This is a genomic window from Halorhabdus salina (assembly GCF_013839425.1).
GTDB lineage: Archaea > Halobacteriota > Halobacteria > Halobacteriales > Haloarculaceae > Halorhabdus > Halorhabdus salina.
This window is the reverse complement of record NZ_JACDNP010000001.1, coordinates 505,148-521,998: the sequence shown is the minus strand read 5'-3', so window position 1 is coordinate 521,998 and position 16,851 is coordinate 505,148. Positions and strand designations below refer to the sequence as shown.

Annotated in this window: 17 protein-coding genes; 16 read left to right on the top strand and 1 reads right to left on the bottom strand. The window is 57.1% G+C overall.

The window, feature by feature from the left end:
* Positions 1 to 103: 103 nt before the first annotated feature.
* From HZR20_RS02580 to HZR20_RS02510, 15 genes are all read left to right on the top strand, one after another.
* On the top strand, positions 104 to 805 hold the full coding sequence (locus HZR20_RS02580; RefSeq protein WP_135829407.1) for a hypothetical protein: 702 nt from the start codon (positions 104 to 106) through the stop codon (positions 803 to 805).
* Positions 806 to 1,946: 1,141 nt separating this feature from the next.
* Positions 1,947 to 2,108, top strand: a complete 162-nt coding sequence (locus tag HZR20_RS02575; RefSeq protein ID WP_168216244.1) for a hypothetical protein — start codon at positions 1,947 to 1,949, stop codon at positions 2,106 to 2,108.
* A gap of 112 nt (positions 2,109 to 2,220) precedes the next feature.
* Positions 2,221 to 5,427, top strand: a complete 3,207-nt coding sequence (locus tag HZR20_RS02570) for a DUF5817 domain-containing protein (RefSeq protein ID WP_135829408.1) — start codon at positions 2,221 to 2,223, stop codon at positions 5,425 to 5,427.
* Positions 5,420 to 5,710: a hypothetical protein gene (locus HZR20_RS02565; protein ID WP_135829409.1), complete on the top strand. Its 291-nt coding sequence runs from the start codon at positions 5,420 to 5,422 to the stop codon at positions 5,708 to 5,710. Before HZR20_RS02570 ends, HZR20_RS02565 begins: the two co-directional genes overlap by 8 nt.
* Positions 5,711 to 5,712: 2 nt before the next feature.
* Positions 5,713 to 6,354 (top strand): hypothetical protein, encoded by a 642-nt coding sequence (locus HZR20_RS02560; protein WP_181685023.1) that lies wholly within the window; start codon positions 5,713 to 5,715, stop codon positions 6,352 to 6,354.
* Between the two features lie 1,042 nt (positions 6,355 to 7,396).
* The gene (locus HZR20_RS02555; protein WP_135829411.1) at positions 7,397 to 7,669 is read left to right on the top strand and encodes a hypothetical protein; all 273 of its coding nucleotides are present in this window, start codon (positions 7,397 to 7,399) and stop codon (positions 7,667 to 7,669) included.
* A 100-nt stretch (positions 7,670 to 7,769) separates the two neighbouring features.
* The gene (locus HZR20_RS02550) at positions 7,770 to 8,624 is read left to right on the top strand and encodes a hypothetical protein (RefSeq protein WP_181685022.1); all 855 of its coding nucleotides are present in this window, start codon (positions 7,770 to 7,772) and stop codon (positions 8,622 to 8,624) included.
* 366 nt (positions 8,625 to 8,990) lie between these two features.
* Positions 8,991 to 9,215, top strand: a complete 225-nt coding sequence (locus HZR20_RS02545; RefSeq protein WP_220132606.1) for a hypothetical protein — start codon at positions 8,991 to 8,993, stop codon at positions 9,213 to 9,215.
* A 142-nt stretch (positions 9,216 to 9,357) separates the two neighbouring features.
* Positions 9,358 to 9,549, top strand: coding sequence for a hypothetical protein (locus HZR20_RS02540; RefSeq protein ID WP_135829414.1), 192 nt, complete (start codon positions 9,358 to 9,360; stop codon positions 9,547 to 9,549).
* Positions 9,550 to 9,952: 403 nt separating this feature from the next.
* The gene (locus HZR20_RS02535; RefSeq protein ID WP_168216245.1) at positions 9,953 to 10,099 is read left to right on the top strand and encodes a hypothetical protein; all 147 of its coding nucleotides are present in this window, start codon (positions 9,953 to 9,955) and stop codon (positions 10,097 to 10,099) included.
* 21 nt (positions 10,100 to 10,120) lie between these two features.
* Positions 10,121 to 10,738 (top strand): DUF6338 family protein, encoded by a 618-nt coding sequence (locus tag HZR20_RS02530; protein WP_135829415.1) that lies wholly within the window; start codon positions 10,121 to 10,123, stop codon positions 10,736 to 10,738.
* Positions 10,739 to 10,874: 136 nt separating this feature from the next.
* A complete protein-coding gene (locus HZR20_RS02525) occupies positions 10,875 to 11,126 on the top strand; it encodes a hypothetical protein (protein ID WP_135829416.1) in 252 nt (83 codons plus the stop codon).
* Positions 11,127 to 11,237: 111 nt separating this feature from the next.
* Positions 11,238 to 11,957 carry a recombinase family protein gene (locus tag HZR20_RS02520; RefSeq protein WP_181685021.1) on the top strand — a complete coding sequence of 240 codons (720 nt, stop codon included), beginning with the start codon at positions 11,238 to 11,240 and terminating at the stop codon, positions 11,955 to 11,957.
* 1,079 nt (positions 11,958 to 13,036) lie between these two features.
* Positions 13,037 to 14,266 (top strand): AAA family ATPase, encoded by a 1,230-nt coding sequence (locus HZR20_RS02515; RefSeq protein WP_181685020.1) that lies wholly within the window; start codon positions 13,037 to 13,039, stop codon positions 14,264 to 14,266.
* Positions 14,266 to 16,023, top strand: coding sequence for a 5-methylcytosine restriction system specificity protein McrC (locus HZR20_RS02510; protein WP_181685019.1), 1,758 nt, complete (start codon positions 14,266 to 14,268; stop codon positions 16,021 to 16,023). Before HZR20_RS02515 ends, HZR20_RS02510 begins: the two co-directional genes overlap by 1 nt.
* 4 nt (positions 16,024 to 16,027) lie before the next feature.
* Here the strand turns inward: HZR20_RS02510 and HZR20_RS02505 are convergent, their stop codons facing one another.
* On the bottom strand, positions 16,028 to 16,411 hold the full coding sequence (locus HZR20_RS02505) for a hypothetical protein (protein ID WP_181685018.1): 384 nt from the start codon (positions 16,409 to 16,411) through the stop codon (positions 16,028 to 16,030).
* 97 nt (positions 16,412 to 16,508) lie between these two features.
* Here HZR20_RS02505 and HZR20_RS02500 point away from each other — a divergent pair, with 97 nt between their 5' ends.
* Positions 16,509 to 16,805, top strand: a complete 297-nt coding sequence (locus HZR20_RS02500) for a hypothetical protein (protein WP_181685017.1) — start codon at positions 16,509 to 16,511, stop codon at positions 16,803 to 16,805.
* The last annotated feature ends 46 nt before the right edge of the window (positions 16,806 to 16,851 follow it).

Sequence of the window (16,851 nt, the reverse complement as noted above, 5' to 3'; positions counted from 1 at the left end):
CCCGCTCACCCGAGTTGATACTGGCGGGTTCACCGATCGGCACTTAGAGACATACGGGATCACGAGCGATGAAGCCGCATTCCTGAAGGCTGTCGTGAAAGCGATGAACGGCGAGTTGGCCGGATACAACCTCACAGAGTCGATGTCATCCACAATCAAAACACTGTACGACATTGACGACGACAAACTCCAAGAGCTGGGGTATCTGAAACTCCATACAGGAGTCGCACGAAGACGCTATTACACCGTCACATCGGAAGGACAGAGAGCATGTAGGATGACGAAGAAACACGGGTTCGACATCGGCGATCCCGGTGATGACACCCCGCATCGAGTCGGTGTTGCGCTCACACGGCAGTACTACGCAGCGCGCGAGGACGTCAGACGGGTTGAAGTCTCTCCGAGCGAGGGCGGGAGTAGAACTGACTTAGTCGTGGTTGACACTGAACCGGAGCGCATCGCTACGGTTGAAGTGGAAGGTGGGCGTATCAGCGCTGACCCCGGGGTGCCTGACAATGCGAGCCCCGGGATTAACGACTATTCGAGCCTCCGGCACGATTACCGCGTTCTGGCAGAGGCTGATGGGGAGTCCGTGTGGGTCATGCGGAATCACGAAGTGGCTGCGAATATGCTCAGGGCGTTGACTGCGGGCGAGACGATTCCCGTGAACCTCGATCGGGAGACTATCAGAGGGATTGAGAGCGGGAGGGTGAAGATTGGGGAGTTCAACGACGAACTCGATGCGTTCGATGCACCAGGGATTGATAGGGTACTGACGTTCCAGCAGATCCGTAACCGGCTCTGATTTTCGCGGGAGTAGTTGTTTCCGACGCTTGGCGCTCACGCGCCACTGGGCTTCGAGGACAGTTACCGCAGTGTCACGGTCAGTGTCACGCAACCCGCCCGGGGTGCAGGGGGCGACGACAGTCACAATCGACACGACACCAGCGACACTGTCAACGACAACTCAGCTCACACGCCGCCACTGCTCACCCCCACAGAAACACGAACGACGACGCGCCTCAGAAACCGCTCACACGCCGCGTAACACTACCGCCAGCACACGCCCACAACGCGAACGCACGCGACAGCAAGAGCACCGTGACCATCGATCCAGACGCTGACGCTCACCCGTCCACAACGAGCGCGGCACCCGCCGCGCCCTCCCAGCACAGCAAGAGGATTGTCTCCATCGACACAACCCCCCTTGGACACAAACAGTGGGACCCCGGACACCCCTGGACGAGAAAACCGCAAGACGGCAGTAGGGTTCTATTTTGTGTCCAGGTTGTCCAGGGTGTTTCGAGGGTAATGTGAGAAAAACAGTAAACGGAATGGTGGTAGTGTGGTAGTTTTCTTACTCTATCTGCAGAAAGACCCTAGACGCCTGGACTCCCTGGACAGGGGTCGGGGGTGATTGGTGTGATTCTGTTGCCGTGTGGGGTTTTTCGGCGCTGAGATCTCGTCCAGGGGTGTCCGGGGGTGTCCGAACAGTGATATTCAAAACACCTTGTTATAGATACCGGTGACTACATTCCCGGTCGGGGTAGTCATAGGGTAGAAGGTCTGTGTCGCCTGATTCGTTTACCCACTTGAACCTTAGCGCCAGCGTTTATCCCTTACCCTGTTTTATGACATGACAAGCACGGCGGCGACCCACGATCACTGTGTCGCCACTCACCACAAACTCGCATCTACCAAGTTGACGATGCAAAGGACAACCGCGCGGGCAGTGCCCGCGGGGAACCGCCGTGTGAACACCTCACCACAGGGGTTCACAGAATGACATACGAGAGCCAACCTAATAAGAGTGGGCGCACCGAATCGGAAAAACCAGCGCTAATCCTGTTGAGAGACGGGAAAACCATCGAAGCAGCCCACCAATTCGTCAACACGGACAGGCAACTCTGCGTTGATGATGCCAGCTCCCTGGAGGTGCTCGCCTAATGCCAGGGAAACTCATCGAGTACGACGGCGCGGTGTGGAAGATCGACACGATGAACGCAGAATTCGCGCTTCTGCACTCAGCGGCCGGGAATCCTGGTGCGCCGGTTGTGGTTGCGCGTGACGCGATTGTTCCTGTTACAGGGGGTGAAGAAGAGTGGTAGACGACGAGAACCTGAACCCCCGTCTCGGTGAAGACAACGACCAGGATAGCGACGTGTTGCACGTTAATTTCTCTGTGAAGCAGTCACCCCGCTTCACGCCCGGTGATGCCGCATGACGTTCCACGTCACCGCGTGCAGCACCTGTCAAGCCCACTGGGTCGTCGAGAATTTCCGCCGGAACGACACGGTCACATGCCCGGCGTGCGGCAGCACACGCGACACAGACAAGCACCGGTCGCTCGCCCAAGCAGACGATCGAGACACCGCGTGCGAACTTCGAGCCAAGATTCTCGCCGACCGAGCCGGCGAACGCGAAGCGTACGCGAACACAGGCACATACGCTGAAACTCGGGACGAGATCGATATCACCGAACCCGAAGACCAAGACGCGTTCCCCGACGCGCTCACCGACACGATCACCGAGCATCGAGAAAAATACGGAGACCTCGTCTCCCTCACCCCGGTCCACGCCGACGCATTCGAAGACCAAGTAGACATCGCGCTCACCGAGCACCGCGACAAGTACAGTACCCGGGCCGAGGAAACCGCCGGGACAATCGGACGGAACGAACACACGCCCGACACGCCAACCAGCGCTCGCACTGGGCTCGCCGGAACCGGGCACCACCCCGCCGACCACGCAACCATCGAGAACACCGAGCGAGTGAACACGCTCACCCCGCCACCAGCCGACACGCCCGACAACACCGGCCTCACCGCAACACGGCAACACACCACGGGAACCATCACCGTCACAGGAAGCCAACCCGTCACCGAACTCTGGAACGAAATCACCGCGCACCCAGACACGCAGCACTACTTCCTCAACGCCATCGGAACCGTCACCGGACGAAGCTACAACGAACTCGAAACGCTACTCAACACCGTCGGAATCACCGAAACACCACTCAACGGGCACGGAACACGATCACTCCTCCACGAACACCGTCGCCGTCACACGCAAACCACCGCGTGGAAACTCCTCACCGTTCTCCGCGAGCTCGGCACCGGGCACAGCACCACCGACGACATTCACGCCGCTGCACAGTTATTCCGATTCGCCACCACCACACACGACGACACGCACACTACCGCACCAACGATCGCCGTCGAAATCACGCCCGGTGAATTCGAAGCGCTCGACCGGCAGCAACGCACCAACATTTGCGAGCTCATCGGGATACTCAGCAAAGCATTCGACATCAAACTCGTCACCACGAGAGTCACGGAAGCGTTCATCCGTCACCACCACCGCGATCACCTGCCCGGCGTTAGCGAATGGGCGAACGCACACCGCCCAGAAAGCCGCATCGACGACGCGCTCACCGACCTCAACGCAGACGACACTGAAACGCAAATCCTTCGCGCGCTCGACGACACTCCCGGGCACACACTCTCCTACCACGAAACACACGCAACCCTAGAAACCAGCCGTTCACGCGTCAGGCAATGCATTTCCACGCTCAAAGACTACGGACTCATCGAAACGTACAACCCGGACTCCGCGAAGAAAATCACGCTGCTCAACGCCGGCGAAGAAGTCCTCACGTACTTCAACGAACACGACGGCCGGCAAACCACCCTGCAAAACAGCGTTAGCGGAACCCCAAATTCCTCACGACAGAGACGTGTACCGCGACAGCGCCCCGGCGACCACCCGGCAGGGGACCGCACTGGCACCGACGACCGCACTAACGACAGCCCCGGTTCAACGACCGCACCGTACCGGACTGTGTACCTCAACCGGGCGGATCACGCTGCGATAGCCGCTTGCGGCAGTGATTCGAGTGGTGTGACGGTCGTGGACACCGGTGTTTCCGATGTTGATTCGCGGTCACGGTTCGTGTCGATGGATGACCGGCGTGGTGAGGCGGTCGTGTCCGTTCACGCGACGAACCCGTTAGACTACACGGTGTCTATTGCTGTGGCGTTAGCGTCGCCGCGTCTGGTGGATGCTGCGCTTGGTGAACGGACGCTTGACCGGGTTCTCGATGAGGTGCCGGGTGAAGTGTTGCGTCGAGTCCGTCAAATCGGGTATTTGACTGATGGTGTGTTAGCGGACAGTGAGTCGTTCAGGGATATGCTGGTGCAGTGGGGTGAGGATATCGAGACGATGACGAAGAAACTTCACCACGGTGAGTACGATGATCGGGCGGAGTTCGTTGGTGAGATCGTTAGTGAATCGCACGGGCTGGCCGGGTCTATCGTGCATTTACTCGATGCAGCTGGCGTGGATTTGATTCGAGATGTTCGCGTACCGGCCGGAGTGAATGCCGGGAAGCTCGCTGATCTCGGTAAATCGATCGCGCATTCCGTGTTAGTGCAGTCACGCTACCAGTCGCATGCGGCATTCCGGCAATTGTTCGAGGAGCGTGAGGAGAAGCGAGCATCGGCATTCAGTGTGGAAGTTGATGCGGCTGATCCGCACGGGAGTTTCATCGGGTCGATGGTTGTTCGTGGCGGGTCGGCGTCACGGTTACAGGAAGTGTTAGAGAGTGAGTTGGAGGGCGTGTCTCCGCACGAGGATGCTCCGGAGTTCGTTGTGCCGGTGAACGTGACGAGTGATGTGTCGAGAGAGATGGTTGCGGTGACGGTTGCTCGTGTCCTCGGACCGAAGAACTTGCGTGCGCCTCGACGGATCGTGTCGGTGCTTGATGCGGTTGTTGAGTCGCCGTTCGCGGTCGCTGCGGCGTTACAACAGTTAGGATCGGAGTCATCGGTTCGAGAGATGGATGCGGCGGAACTCCGGTTTGTGTTACGTCAGATCCCGTCACGAGACGTGTTGCCCGGGTTACCACGGAGTGCTGGGGAGATCGTGTCGGTGTTAGTTCACGCGGATCGTGTGTTGTCGCAGACGGAGTTGTGTGACCGGGCTGGTGTGTCGGCGCAGACGGTTCGGAATCACGCGTCGGTGTTGGAGGCGACCGGGCTGGTGAGTCGTGACGGTGCTGGGTGGCGAGTCCAGTTGTCGTTCCGTGTTGAGCGTGGTGAGATGGTGTTGCCAATGACGGACGTCGCGTGTGAAGACGTTGAGGGTGGGGTTCGACGTGTTGTTGCTGCGATTCCCGGGTCATGTGATGAGGATGTTGGGCGTGGGTCGAGCGTGTCGGTTGTTCGCGCGGAGGTTGTGGTTGGCGGGGTGGTGGAGCAAATGTCGGTTCTGGCGGGTGTGGATGAACCGGATGATGATATCGAGCGCAGTCCCGGTGACGGTGTTGGTGCTGGTGCCTGTGACGGTGTCGGTGGTTCGGGTGGTGGTGCGGAGATTGATTTGGATTTCAGTGACGTGTCGATCCCGGGGGCGGTGGCTGGTGATTGATGACGCGTACCACGCAGTCGTAGACGCCCACGCGCCGGACGATCGGAATCCGCACATCGACCCGGGAGCGGTGCTGTTAGCGTGTCTGTATACCGAAGAGGCGGGCGACGTGCCGGAGAATGCACGGCTGCCGGAGATGGCGCTGGCACCGGTCGCGGACGAATTGTTCGACGTTGGGGTTGCAGACCTCACGGAGAGTCAGCGTAGTGTCGTTGAGGATGCGTATGAGTCGCTCACGCCGCAGAGAGCGCGTGAGAGTGTCCTGCAGGAACGAGGTGATTGAAGTTGTCAACACAGAATTCGGCGACAGTGACGTGGCAGTCGAACCGCGCGAGAGACTTCAAGAAGAGAACGGAAGGGAAGCTCGCGGCTCACTGGGAAGAGATCACCCAGCACCTCGCACCCCCTGTTGTCGCGTGGAGCTGGGGTGAATCGGGGTTGTCGCAGGAGATGAAGTGTTACCTGCGAGATAAGGGCCTCATCGAACGGTCGCCGGACGGGTCGAAGTGGCGGACGTCGATGGACCTCTGGTGTTACGCGATCGAGAAGGCCGCGGACGACGAACACGTTGGCGCGGACGCCCAGGGCCAGCAGTTGCTGTTAGAAGACACTGTGACGGCAGAGAGAGCGACGCGATACTTGGGCGAAACAACAACGCGCGGGCGCGCGAATCGGGCGCGTCAGGCGACGCTCACAGGCGACATAGCCGACCGTCAGGTAGTGCGCGCTCAACACGAACCGGATTGGACGGTTGTCAATGCTCGAAAGGGCATGCACGGTGAAGACAACGGTCGTGAGGATGCCGCTCGGCACCCGGGTCAGTCGCGCTTGTCAACCTTCGAGGACTACGACCGATCGAACTGGGATGTGACGACGCCGTGGTTCCGTTCGAGTGCAGTGACGGTTCCGGCCGGTCAGGTGTACTGACCCGAGGCACTGTTTTTCGCGCCGGGTTCATTTACATTGATTGCTGATTCGGGTGTTACGGGGGTTTTACCGCGTGTTTTCCGCAGATACACACTTTCTGCATAACACTACTGCAGAGGGTGTTATGTTATTGCAAGGGCGTTCAGGGACGTGTTTGACCCCCGTGACACTCCGAATCAATGCAATTCCAGTCGTTGCAAGAGACTTCACAGTCCAGATCCCCCTGACCTCGTTTGCATGGATAGGCGATTTACGTGTTACGGGGGCTAATGCACCTGGAATCCGTAAATGCACACTTTCTTCAGACTGTTTCACAGTGTCTTCACTACCGTGTTTGACCCCCGTGACACCGTGAACCACTGCAAATGCAGTCCTGCAAGGAGTTCCACAGTCCAGATCCGCCCCGTCCTGTTACATTGATCCAGGATTTAGGTGTTACGCGGCTTGATGTCGGTTTTTCGGGATAATCACACTTTCTTCAGTGCTGTTTCACAGTGTTCTGGGGGTAACACTGATCCTGACCGCGACCCGCCCGGTGTTGTCAATCGAAGAACTCTCTGACGGTCTCGATGCGACACTCCCGCGTGGCGCGCTAAAGGAGAGTGTTGGTGTATAGTGTGCGCGCGACCGATCGAGCGACCGGGCAGCGGGTGAGATTCCGATCGATGAAGTGGGTATAACACGTAGACTGAATGCCGCCCGGGCGTTTCCGGGTGGCGTGTTCCCGGCAAGAGAGAGTGAGATTCCCGGTCGTGGTGGGCCGGGGCTCATTCGGACCGCCGGAGGTACGGCGGTCCATACATTCGGACGGGCAAACAGACGCACACCCGCCCGTACACGAAGACGGACGTAAGTACGTACACTGCAGTGTACACGACAACGAACACAGACACTCAATGACGGACGTGTCTACGTACCGGCGGGACGATGGGTGTGCTACCACCCGCACACGTTTTCACCGCCACGTATGCCGGTTTTTCATTTGGTATCCGCGCGGAACGGTGTTACCTCTCTTATCCGTGTCCTAGTCCTATTGTGAGACATGATACTACTCACCGTTATCGAACGTGTAGTCTCAGCAATAACAGAGGCTCAGGACACAGACAGGGATCACACCATCATTGAGTACAACGGGAGAGCGATGCTTGAGTCGGACGAGGGACCGCAGATGTACCGCGAAACCCAACGACCATTCCTCCGCGACCTCACCCCTGAGGAGAGCCGTGCGATCATGCAGCAACTCGAAAAGTTCGACGTCCCCGCGGAAATGGAAGAGGCGATCGAACGTCACCGCGAATCGATCCGGGATCAATAGTTCCGGACACCCCCCGTCCCAGTTTCAGTGTTACCTCTCCTAAATGGGTGAATCACCTACGTTCGAGGGTTTGATTACACCCCACTCCGTCACCCGTGCCATGTCGGACGACTCGAATTCTTCTGAATACAACTTCTCATTCCGCCGGTTCATCGTCCTCGTAGCCATACTCTTAGCCCTCACATTGCTCACTGGAGGTGCTGTCGCGGTCAAAACTGAACTGACGGTCTATGAATCAATGTCGGTGATTGGAGTGCTCGCGTCAATCGCCCTCTCAGCGATCTTAGCATACCTGTATTACCGGATGAGCCGGATTCAAGACCTGCAGCACACGGAATCAGTCCGGCAAGCCAATCTCCAAGAAGACCTCGCTGACCACCAAGAGAAACAGAACGAGTTGATGCAGCTACAGCAGGAAATGCGTGAATTGGAGTATCAGCCGAAAATCTTGATTGACGACTACGAACTGAAACCATCCGGTATAGAACTGACACTCCGGAACCTTGGTCGTGGATTAGCGGAGCACATCGCAGTACGCGCGCAACTCCGTGTGAAAGGCATCCGAGTAGAACCGGCGAATAACCCGGACTCAGACAGTGAAGGGAGTCTGTATATCCCCGATGAAGTGTTCTACCGGGATCCGGAAACCAACACTGAGTACGTCCCGTGGATCACCGAAACCATTCGGACAGAAGGGGAAGAAATGTTATCGAAACAACGACGCGGTGGGATGTTGAGCCCGGATGAAGGCGCGGTGGAGTTCGCAGCGAGAGTCCGGTTTGGCCGTGTCGATCCCGTGAGAGACGGTGTTGGCGGGGTGCCACCGGCACGGGTTTTCAGCGAGTTGTATGAAGCCGGTATGGGTGATGTGACGTTCCAATTAGACCTGTTGTATTGTAACGAGTTAGGGGGGGGGTGTCGGTTATCCCGATTATGGGTGCGAGCGGTGAGTTGAGTGCTGATACTGGATTAGATACTATTGAGCAGTTGGGGCATGGTATCTCGGGTACTCGGACGGAAGTCCGTGAGGCGGTTGAGACTCTGGATAATTATCCCCCTCCGACCGGCCAGTAATCGCTGGTGGTTGGTTGAGGAGACCCCGAGGTGTGGTTGATTGTCAACGTGTTACCTCTGTCATCCGGGTGTCACCCCTACCAGAGAGTATGCAAGACCCAGCAGACGGGTTAATCACCCGTCGTCAAATCGTTCGACGGGTGACCGCGGAGGCACGATCTAAGGAAAACTAATACTCTCACCCAACGGTGATTTTGTATCACCACACTGTGACCTCCGCATAATGAGCAGAGGACAAGCATCACCAGTGAACCTCACAATCGGGCTTGTCGTCGGAAACCTCGCATACCTACTCTTCACCGTAATTCCTTCAATGATACTCGGAGTCGCCCCGACAGACATCTTTACGGGGCCGTTCTCGGAAGCCGCGAACAGTCTCGTTTCAACGCGGGTGGCGATCGGTGCGTTACTCGGAGTGACTGATGTGTTGGCGGTTCTTGGATTCGTTTCGTCAGTGTTCGGTGACAGGTAGACCCGGGGCAGGGTTCCTTGTCAACGGGACATGGTGAGGGCGTGGAGTCCCCTGCATCGATACACGCCGGTGACCGTCACGAACTGTTGGGGCTAATGCGAGTTCTGGGTACGCTTTTCAATCAGTAGTCAGACGTGATTATATGGGCGACGACGAAAACGACATCTCGGAGCAAGATCAGAACCAACAGGACGAAGGCGAAGAAGAAGCGCTTGGTCGGTCATTTATTGCGGACACCCCGGACGAAGACCCGCGATTGGAGGCAACCGGGACAAACACATCGGACGGCGATGGGAACGAAGGTGAGGAAGCGACCAGTGAGAGTGACGAGTAACGGATTCACGAGCAGAATTTACGTGATTTACTTCCGGTCCGCGCCGACTCTTTATACCAACGTGCCAACTATCGGTTAATACATGCCCGACGATAACGGAGATTCAGAATCCGATTCAGAATCTAACGACATCGTTTCTGCTGTTGACCGGAAAGCAAGAGTCGCAGACACACCGGATGAAGACCCTCGTGGGTCATCGAACGGTAGTGAATCCTCGGGAGACGAGTAACTATGTCGGACGATAACGGCGGTTCGAGTTCCAGCGGCGACGGAAAGAATCCACGAGCGAACAGGAAAGCGCAAGTCGCAGATACGCCAGATTCCGACCCGAGAGGCGGCAGTAGCGGAAGTGACGGTGGCGGCGACGGAGGGTCAAGTTCCGGAGATGGAGGTGACGAGTGATATGAGCGACGACAACAACACCGACGAATCGAACGATCGTCGAGAGCTGGAGAAGGCGAGACTGGCGGATACGCCGGACGAGGATCCGCGAGGGCAGACTACAGAGGTAGCGGAGGCTGAAGCGGCCGAGAACGATACCGACGAGTAGTTCCGCTGAGGACGTTCAGGCATGGTATTCAGTCTCCCTGTACTCGATCTGCTATTCGCGTTCCTGTTCCTTGTCCCTGGATTCCTCACGTACCGTCTCGCGCGGCACTTCGGGAAAATCACGGTTCAGACAGATTCGTTCAACAAGACTGCGTATGCGTTGATTGCGAGTGGTGCGGCGATATCGATTACGTGGATTGTAGCGACGTTACTGTTCGATACTCCGTTCTCGGCGCTTATACAGGTCGAATTGAGTGTGTTCCAGTTAGCGTGGTTTTACCTCGGAGTGCTCGGGGTTTCGGGTTTCCAGGGTGTTGTCGTCGGCTTAGCGGTGGATCGAGGATTGCGGCGAAATCATCGGGACATGCGAGAGCGTGTGTGGACGTTGGCATTCAATGGAGCCGATCAGCCGATTGAAGCGCGCGTGGTGACGGTGGGAGGTGACGAGATTCACGGGTTTGTGCAGTCGTGGGACAGTGTCGGCCACGGGAAGGATATCCTACTGAAGTATCCGAGACGGCTCGATGAAGAGTATGAGGAGATTGGAGATGACGACGGGCTGTTCATCGGGGAGTACGTGTTGCTGAACGAGGCTGATGTCTCGCAGATCTACTTTGAGGAAGACATCGACATTGACTGAGGAATGATCCGAAGTGGTATTGTCCGAGGCGACAGTACTCATCGGCCTCGGAATCACCGCACTCGGTTCGTTCCATCATTAATGTTGTCACCCTATGTTATTATGATACGTTAGTGTGTATGCGGGCGGTAGACGCATGGATTTGGACGCATTGGAGGCCTTCGAGGGACCAACGACGCTGCGGATTTTCATGTTCCTGTTGATGCTGACTGTGATGCTGGTTTTCGTCGGAGCGGTGCTCTCGGTGACCCACGGCATCGAATTCGTCGAGATAATCGGTCTCAGTCTGGCAGATAACACGATGGTGCTACTGCGGTTTGCCGGCATCATCGCGCTCTTCATTCTACTCGGAAAGGTAGCTCTGTTCGCGTTGCAATTCGCGGAGTAATCGGGATCACTGTGCCGAACCACTACCCCTCACCAATCAAGGGAAACTAATGTTTCCCGTACCGTCAAGGGAACTAACCTCTTTTACAAGGGTGTGCCGGCTAAGGTAGGTATGCAGCAAACAACCCGAAACGTCGCTGGATATGTCCGTGTCAGCACGGACGACCAAGACGACGATCGACAACGCGAATCGATTCTTCGCCACTACGACACTGACGACGTCGCGTGGCACGTAGACATCGAGAGTGGTGCGTCACTCTCACGTGAACAGTACAACCAACTCCGCGAGACCATCGACCAGTACGACGTCGTCGTCACCACAGAAATCGACCGGTTAGGACGATCGTTCAGCGAACTCGCCAGTTTCGTTGAGGAACTCCGCGAGAAGGACATCGACCTGCACTGCACAGAGCAGCCCATCAGCACAGTCGATAACGACGACTGGATGGGAGACCTCCTACTCAACCTCATGATTGTATTCGCGGACGCGGAGCGACGCATGATCGCCGACCGTGTCCAACAGGGCATCGACAAAGCGCGTAGGGACGGAAAGCGCGTTGGACGACCGCCTGCAGGATACGACGTGGATGAAGACGGGTTCCTGTACCAAGATCCAGCTGAGTACGCGAAGGTGCAGAACTTCATCCGCGAGCTCAAGAAAGGCCGTCCGAAGACGACGACAGCAGAGTACTTCGGAATCCCGCAGTCCTCGATCCAGTCGATCCTGAAGCGCGCGGAGAAGAACTACGAGATTGAGTTCGACAACGACTTGTGGACGATCGAACGGGCGAAGGTCGAAGCCGGGGAGAAACTGTTAGAACCCCTCAACTAGGACGACGACTGACGACGACGCGAGCGACGAAGAAGATAACGCTGACGAAGACTGACCGGATCGTCTCCCCGCAAGCCGTGTTACCTCTCTTATCCGTGTCATCAACCTACCCACAAGTATACCAACAGCGTTTATCGCCGGTATCCGGGCAGATCCGAATACTCGTAGCGCCACGGACAGAATCCTGGAATTCGCACGGTCAACGTGTAGGGCGATCGGGGTGTTCTGACAGGCTAGCGACTCAGATCCCGATACCGACGACTCAGGCCTGGATCCACTTCTACGTGGAGACGAAGGGCCCGTGACCGTAGTAACATAACACGAGGCCGTTCCGTCAACAAGCTTACTCTGGCCCATTTCTCTCTAATATGGTCGATGACGTGCCCGTCCGCCCGTCAGTCCGACATCCGTGACTGACACACGCACGTACGTAAGGACGCGCGTACGTGATGATGTACGTGATCGCGTACGTACCCGAGTACGTACGTCGATCCGCCCGGTCGAACCTACCTGTCTCGGTATTTACGAACACAACAGAACAATCGAGTCTGTCCGTAACAGACACTGTACCGCAGCTACCCTACTGAGTACGACGGAGAAAGCATTCCAGCCTGGTGTGCTGAGACACGCCAGTCTCCCAAATCCAAGACTGGCCGTCGTGGTATGTAGTGTGCGCTGCGCCTATCGACCCACCAAGCAACTGAATATGCCACCTTTGAAGGCAGTAGGTGCGCGTCGACAAACTGCCGCCCGTAGGGGCGGCGTTCCCGGAAAGAGAGAGTGAACGGGTCCCGGTCCGTGGTGGGGCCGTGACCCACTCCCGGCCGTAATGGCGTGCGGCCAGTCACTCGTCACTACTCTCGAAGCAATCCGTATGGTTGTGACTGGATCGACCTACCGTGAGGTGGAGGACAAACTGGACATCGCCCCATCAACGATATCCGGTATAATGGACAGGAGAGAGCAATATCTCAGCGTCAGTAAGAACGGTTAGATGAATATTGGTACCTGCGGGCCAATAGGAATCTGCTTGGCTCTTGAACGGGATTTTATATACTCAGGACTACCTGTATCTGGTAATGAGCGATTCGTCGGACGACTATACGCTTGAGGATGCGCAAGACGAAGTCGGAATTCTTCGTCGGGTAACCGACGACGTCGTCGAAGCAATCCAGAATGCAGAGAACGAAGACGTACTGGAGTTTCTGATCGAGGACGAGAAACTCGACGTAATCCACGATGGGGAGCGTGGGTTGGGACAGGTCCGACGTGCTGTGCTTGAGTCCCCGCTGGCCTCAGACCGCCTCAAGCGCGTCGTGAGTCTCCGGGGTGACGAAACACCTGCAGAGATACTCGTTCCAAACGACGTTGAACGGAACGCGAAGGTCGCACTCGAAGCGGGCAAACCAGTCGTCCTGTATGGCCCGACCGGGACGGGGAAGACGACATTTGCGAAGCAGCTCGCTCGTGAAACCGGAATCGGATACACCCTCAACACTGCCACTCCCTCGTGGACACCGTCGGACATCATCGGTGGCATCAGTCCGGACTACACCGGCGACTCACTAAGCTACCGGACGAAACTCGGCTGCGTGTCCGAAGCCGTTCAGCGTGCTCGCCGGTTCGACGTCGAATACGGCGTCATCCTTGATGAGATTACGCGAGCTGACATCTCGAAAATCTTTGGTCCGCTGTATACGGCCATCGAAAATCCCCACCAAACAATCTTTGAGACCGACGAAGGGGAGACTATTGAGCTGGACGAGCGGGTGAACATCATCTGTACGATGAACATGTCTGACCGGACGGTGAACGAACTCGATAACGCCATCACCCGCCGGTTCGCCATGATCGAGTTGGACGAGTACGAGGAGGATAAACGCCGTCAGCTGTTCAAAGACTGGATTACCACGCACGTCACCGATCACACGGACCTCGGAGAAAGCGAGATTCTACGGCTGTTCGAGCGGGACTACCAGGGGATCAATCACGGCCACGAATCGACGTCGCAGGGGTCGATCATGCGGTTCGGTCCGATGCACTACCGTGACGTCGCTGTCTTCCTCGGCGTCGGCTGTCGGGAAGGCGGAGAGTACGAGTACGACCAAACAGATGCGGTCGGACAGGCATTCCGGACGTACATTGTTCCACGACTCCTGAACGCCGCCGCGTTCCCACAGATCGAGCGGATCGCGGAACACTACCGCGCGATGAATGGCGAGTTCGAAGAGTTCGATCTCGCCCCTGCTGCCGAGCTCGCCGAACGGGAACTCGAACAGGAACGACGTCAGATGGGCTCCTACGAGTAATGAGCACCGTTGACGAAGTCTACGAGTACGGGCAGGACACCTTCAACGTCCCCGAACGCGGGGAGATCCGCATAGAAGGCTGTCCGTCGTCCATCGGGGACCAACTTCGTCGCGCGTCCTTCACACAGGAAAGTCCCGGCGTCTTCACGAAGAGCCAAGCAGCACTCGATGGCGAGCAAGAGTACGAGGTCGTAACGGTCACCGTAGACGGCGACCAAAACGAAGTACTCCACGTTGAAGCGACAGACATCATCGGCGTCGTGAGTCTCACGCCGTCGTCGAAGGTACAGGTCGATCCAAAAATCGACTGGGAGCACATCTTCGACATGCTGCTGGCCGTCTACGACCAGAACCGTTCCATCGAGTATCACGGGATTCCGCTTCAGGACTTCCTCTCCGACGACATCCATCTCGACGACGTCTTCGTGGTGCTGGCGATCAACTACCTCGACGGGTTAGAAACGATTCACCGGCAGGGGTACATCCGCGACCTGGTGATCCGTCGGCTCGACAGTCTCGATGGGCGTGGGGAGATCGACGTCGAACAAACGCTGTTGAACCACGGGCGTGGGATGTTGGAGCCACACTGGATCCGAAACGAGACCGAGTACGACAACGCCGCGAACTCGCTGCTCCACTTCGCTGGAAAGACACTCCTTCGACTCTTCCGACAGAACTCCCACGAGAACGACCACCCTGCATACGATCGAATCTTCTCCGAAGTACACCGCGAAGTGGAGCGTCTGGAGAGTATGGGTGTCAGCAGCGGGTTGGATCGGATGGACGAGTATCGACGCCTCTCGCTCAGCGACCTTCCGAAGCAGCGACGGTACTACCAGAAGGCGTTCGATGTCGCCAAGGCGGTGATGTCATCGTCGCTCGGCCAGCAACTCCGTGACGGCCCACGAGAGCTGGTCGTGGACTACGTCCTGAATATGGAGTCGCTGTTCGAGCAATACTCCCAGGTCGTCATCGAGCGCGAACTCTCGTACATCAAGTCCTACGACCACCTCGGCGACCTCGACGACGTGACACCCGTCCGGTCACCATCGGTGAACCCGTTCGAGGGTGAAGGGCAAATATACCACGAACCGGACCACGCGCTACAGGAAGGTGACGAGACACTGGCTGTACTGGATTCGAAATACTACGCAGAGGGTCACGATCCCGTGAAGGAATCTCCGTCCAGATCACGGCTCTTCAGTTACGCGTATCTCCTTCACTCCGATCGACTCGCGTTCCTGTGTCCGCTTCTCGAACCGAAGCGTCGGCGAGTCACACAGACAGATGCCGAGCTGCAGATCGTTTCGCCCGAGCAGGAGTTTACGTTGAGTGGGTACGGCGACGTCGTCCACGACTATCTGCACGACGTACTCGTTCGCAAGTCTGCTGAACTCGAAGCCTTCCGGGCTGTCGCGGAAAACCGACTGTGTCTCGATGGCGTCGAAGAGACGGACCTGAGCGACGCGAAGTCGATGAGCGGCCCGTTCACGTTCAAGGATGCTCGGGATTTCTCCTTGCGTGTTCTCAAGGCTGCCGCCGACGAGCACTCGTGGGAGGTTCGTAATCGGTACGATCTGGAACAGGACGGCGACTGGACACGGGAACAGATCGAGACGCGCTGTGAGCAGCGTTACGAACACACGACGACGTGCCTGCCGGTGTTCTGCCGTGAGCAGGGACAAGAGTGGATCGACCTCTACTTCCTAGGCGGTGGCGGTGAAGTGGAAAAAGAAGGGCCGCTGAAACTACTGTAGTGCCTTAGAACGGTGCGACGAGCCATTTCCCGTCCTCTTTGCGTTCGAGTTGCGGACCGAAGACCTGCTGGAGTGAGTAGAGCTCGTCGTCGTACCGGAGGTCGTAGGTCTTCCCGCTTCGGTGGAACGACCCCTCAACCACAAACTGTACCGTGGGACTCTGGTACTCCAAGTCGTTCGCACGTCGGTCCATCTCACGAGCAAGTTCGTTCGCCAAGTCATCGTCGGCCAGAGCATCTGCGAGTCCGACTACACTCACCGTCTCAGGAACGTCGTCTTCCATGAGCCGCTGGAGGAAATCTTTCACGGGAATCTGGTGCTCGAAGGTCTCGTAGGCACCATCGATAACGAGGTTGTACTGTCCAGGTATCTGTCCGGGGCCTGCCATTACGCAGACAACGTCTCCGAAGGGACAAAAATGGATACGGTACCGCATGCGTGGGAGGCTGAGCTTTATCCGTAACAGCAGGCTAGAACTGTATGTAATGGTAACAGAAAGTACATTCGACCGCATCGACCAGCAAACCCGAGACGACATTGACTCATTCTATACAGAACACCTTCAGGAGATCAGTGAGAAGTACGATGTCGCGTACGAAACTGATGACATCGTCGTGATTACTGGTGCAAACGAGGAAATCAACGCTATCGCTGATTACTACGATGTCACGTACTCGGCAGTATGCAGTTTGATGCGCGAGAGATACCCCGAACACCTCGGGCGCGGTTGGGGCACCCCGACAGAATACGGTACGCCACTCGTCATCCTCAAAATCGCGTAACAGGTGATTTCCTCCCAAGTAGCTTTGATGAGATTCTAGTGAGACG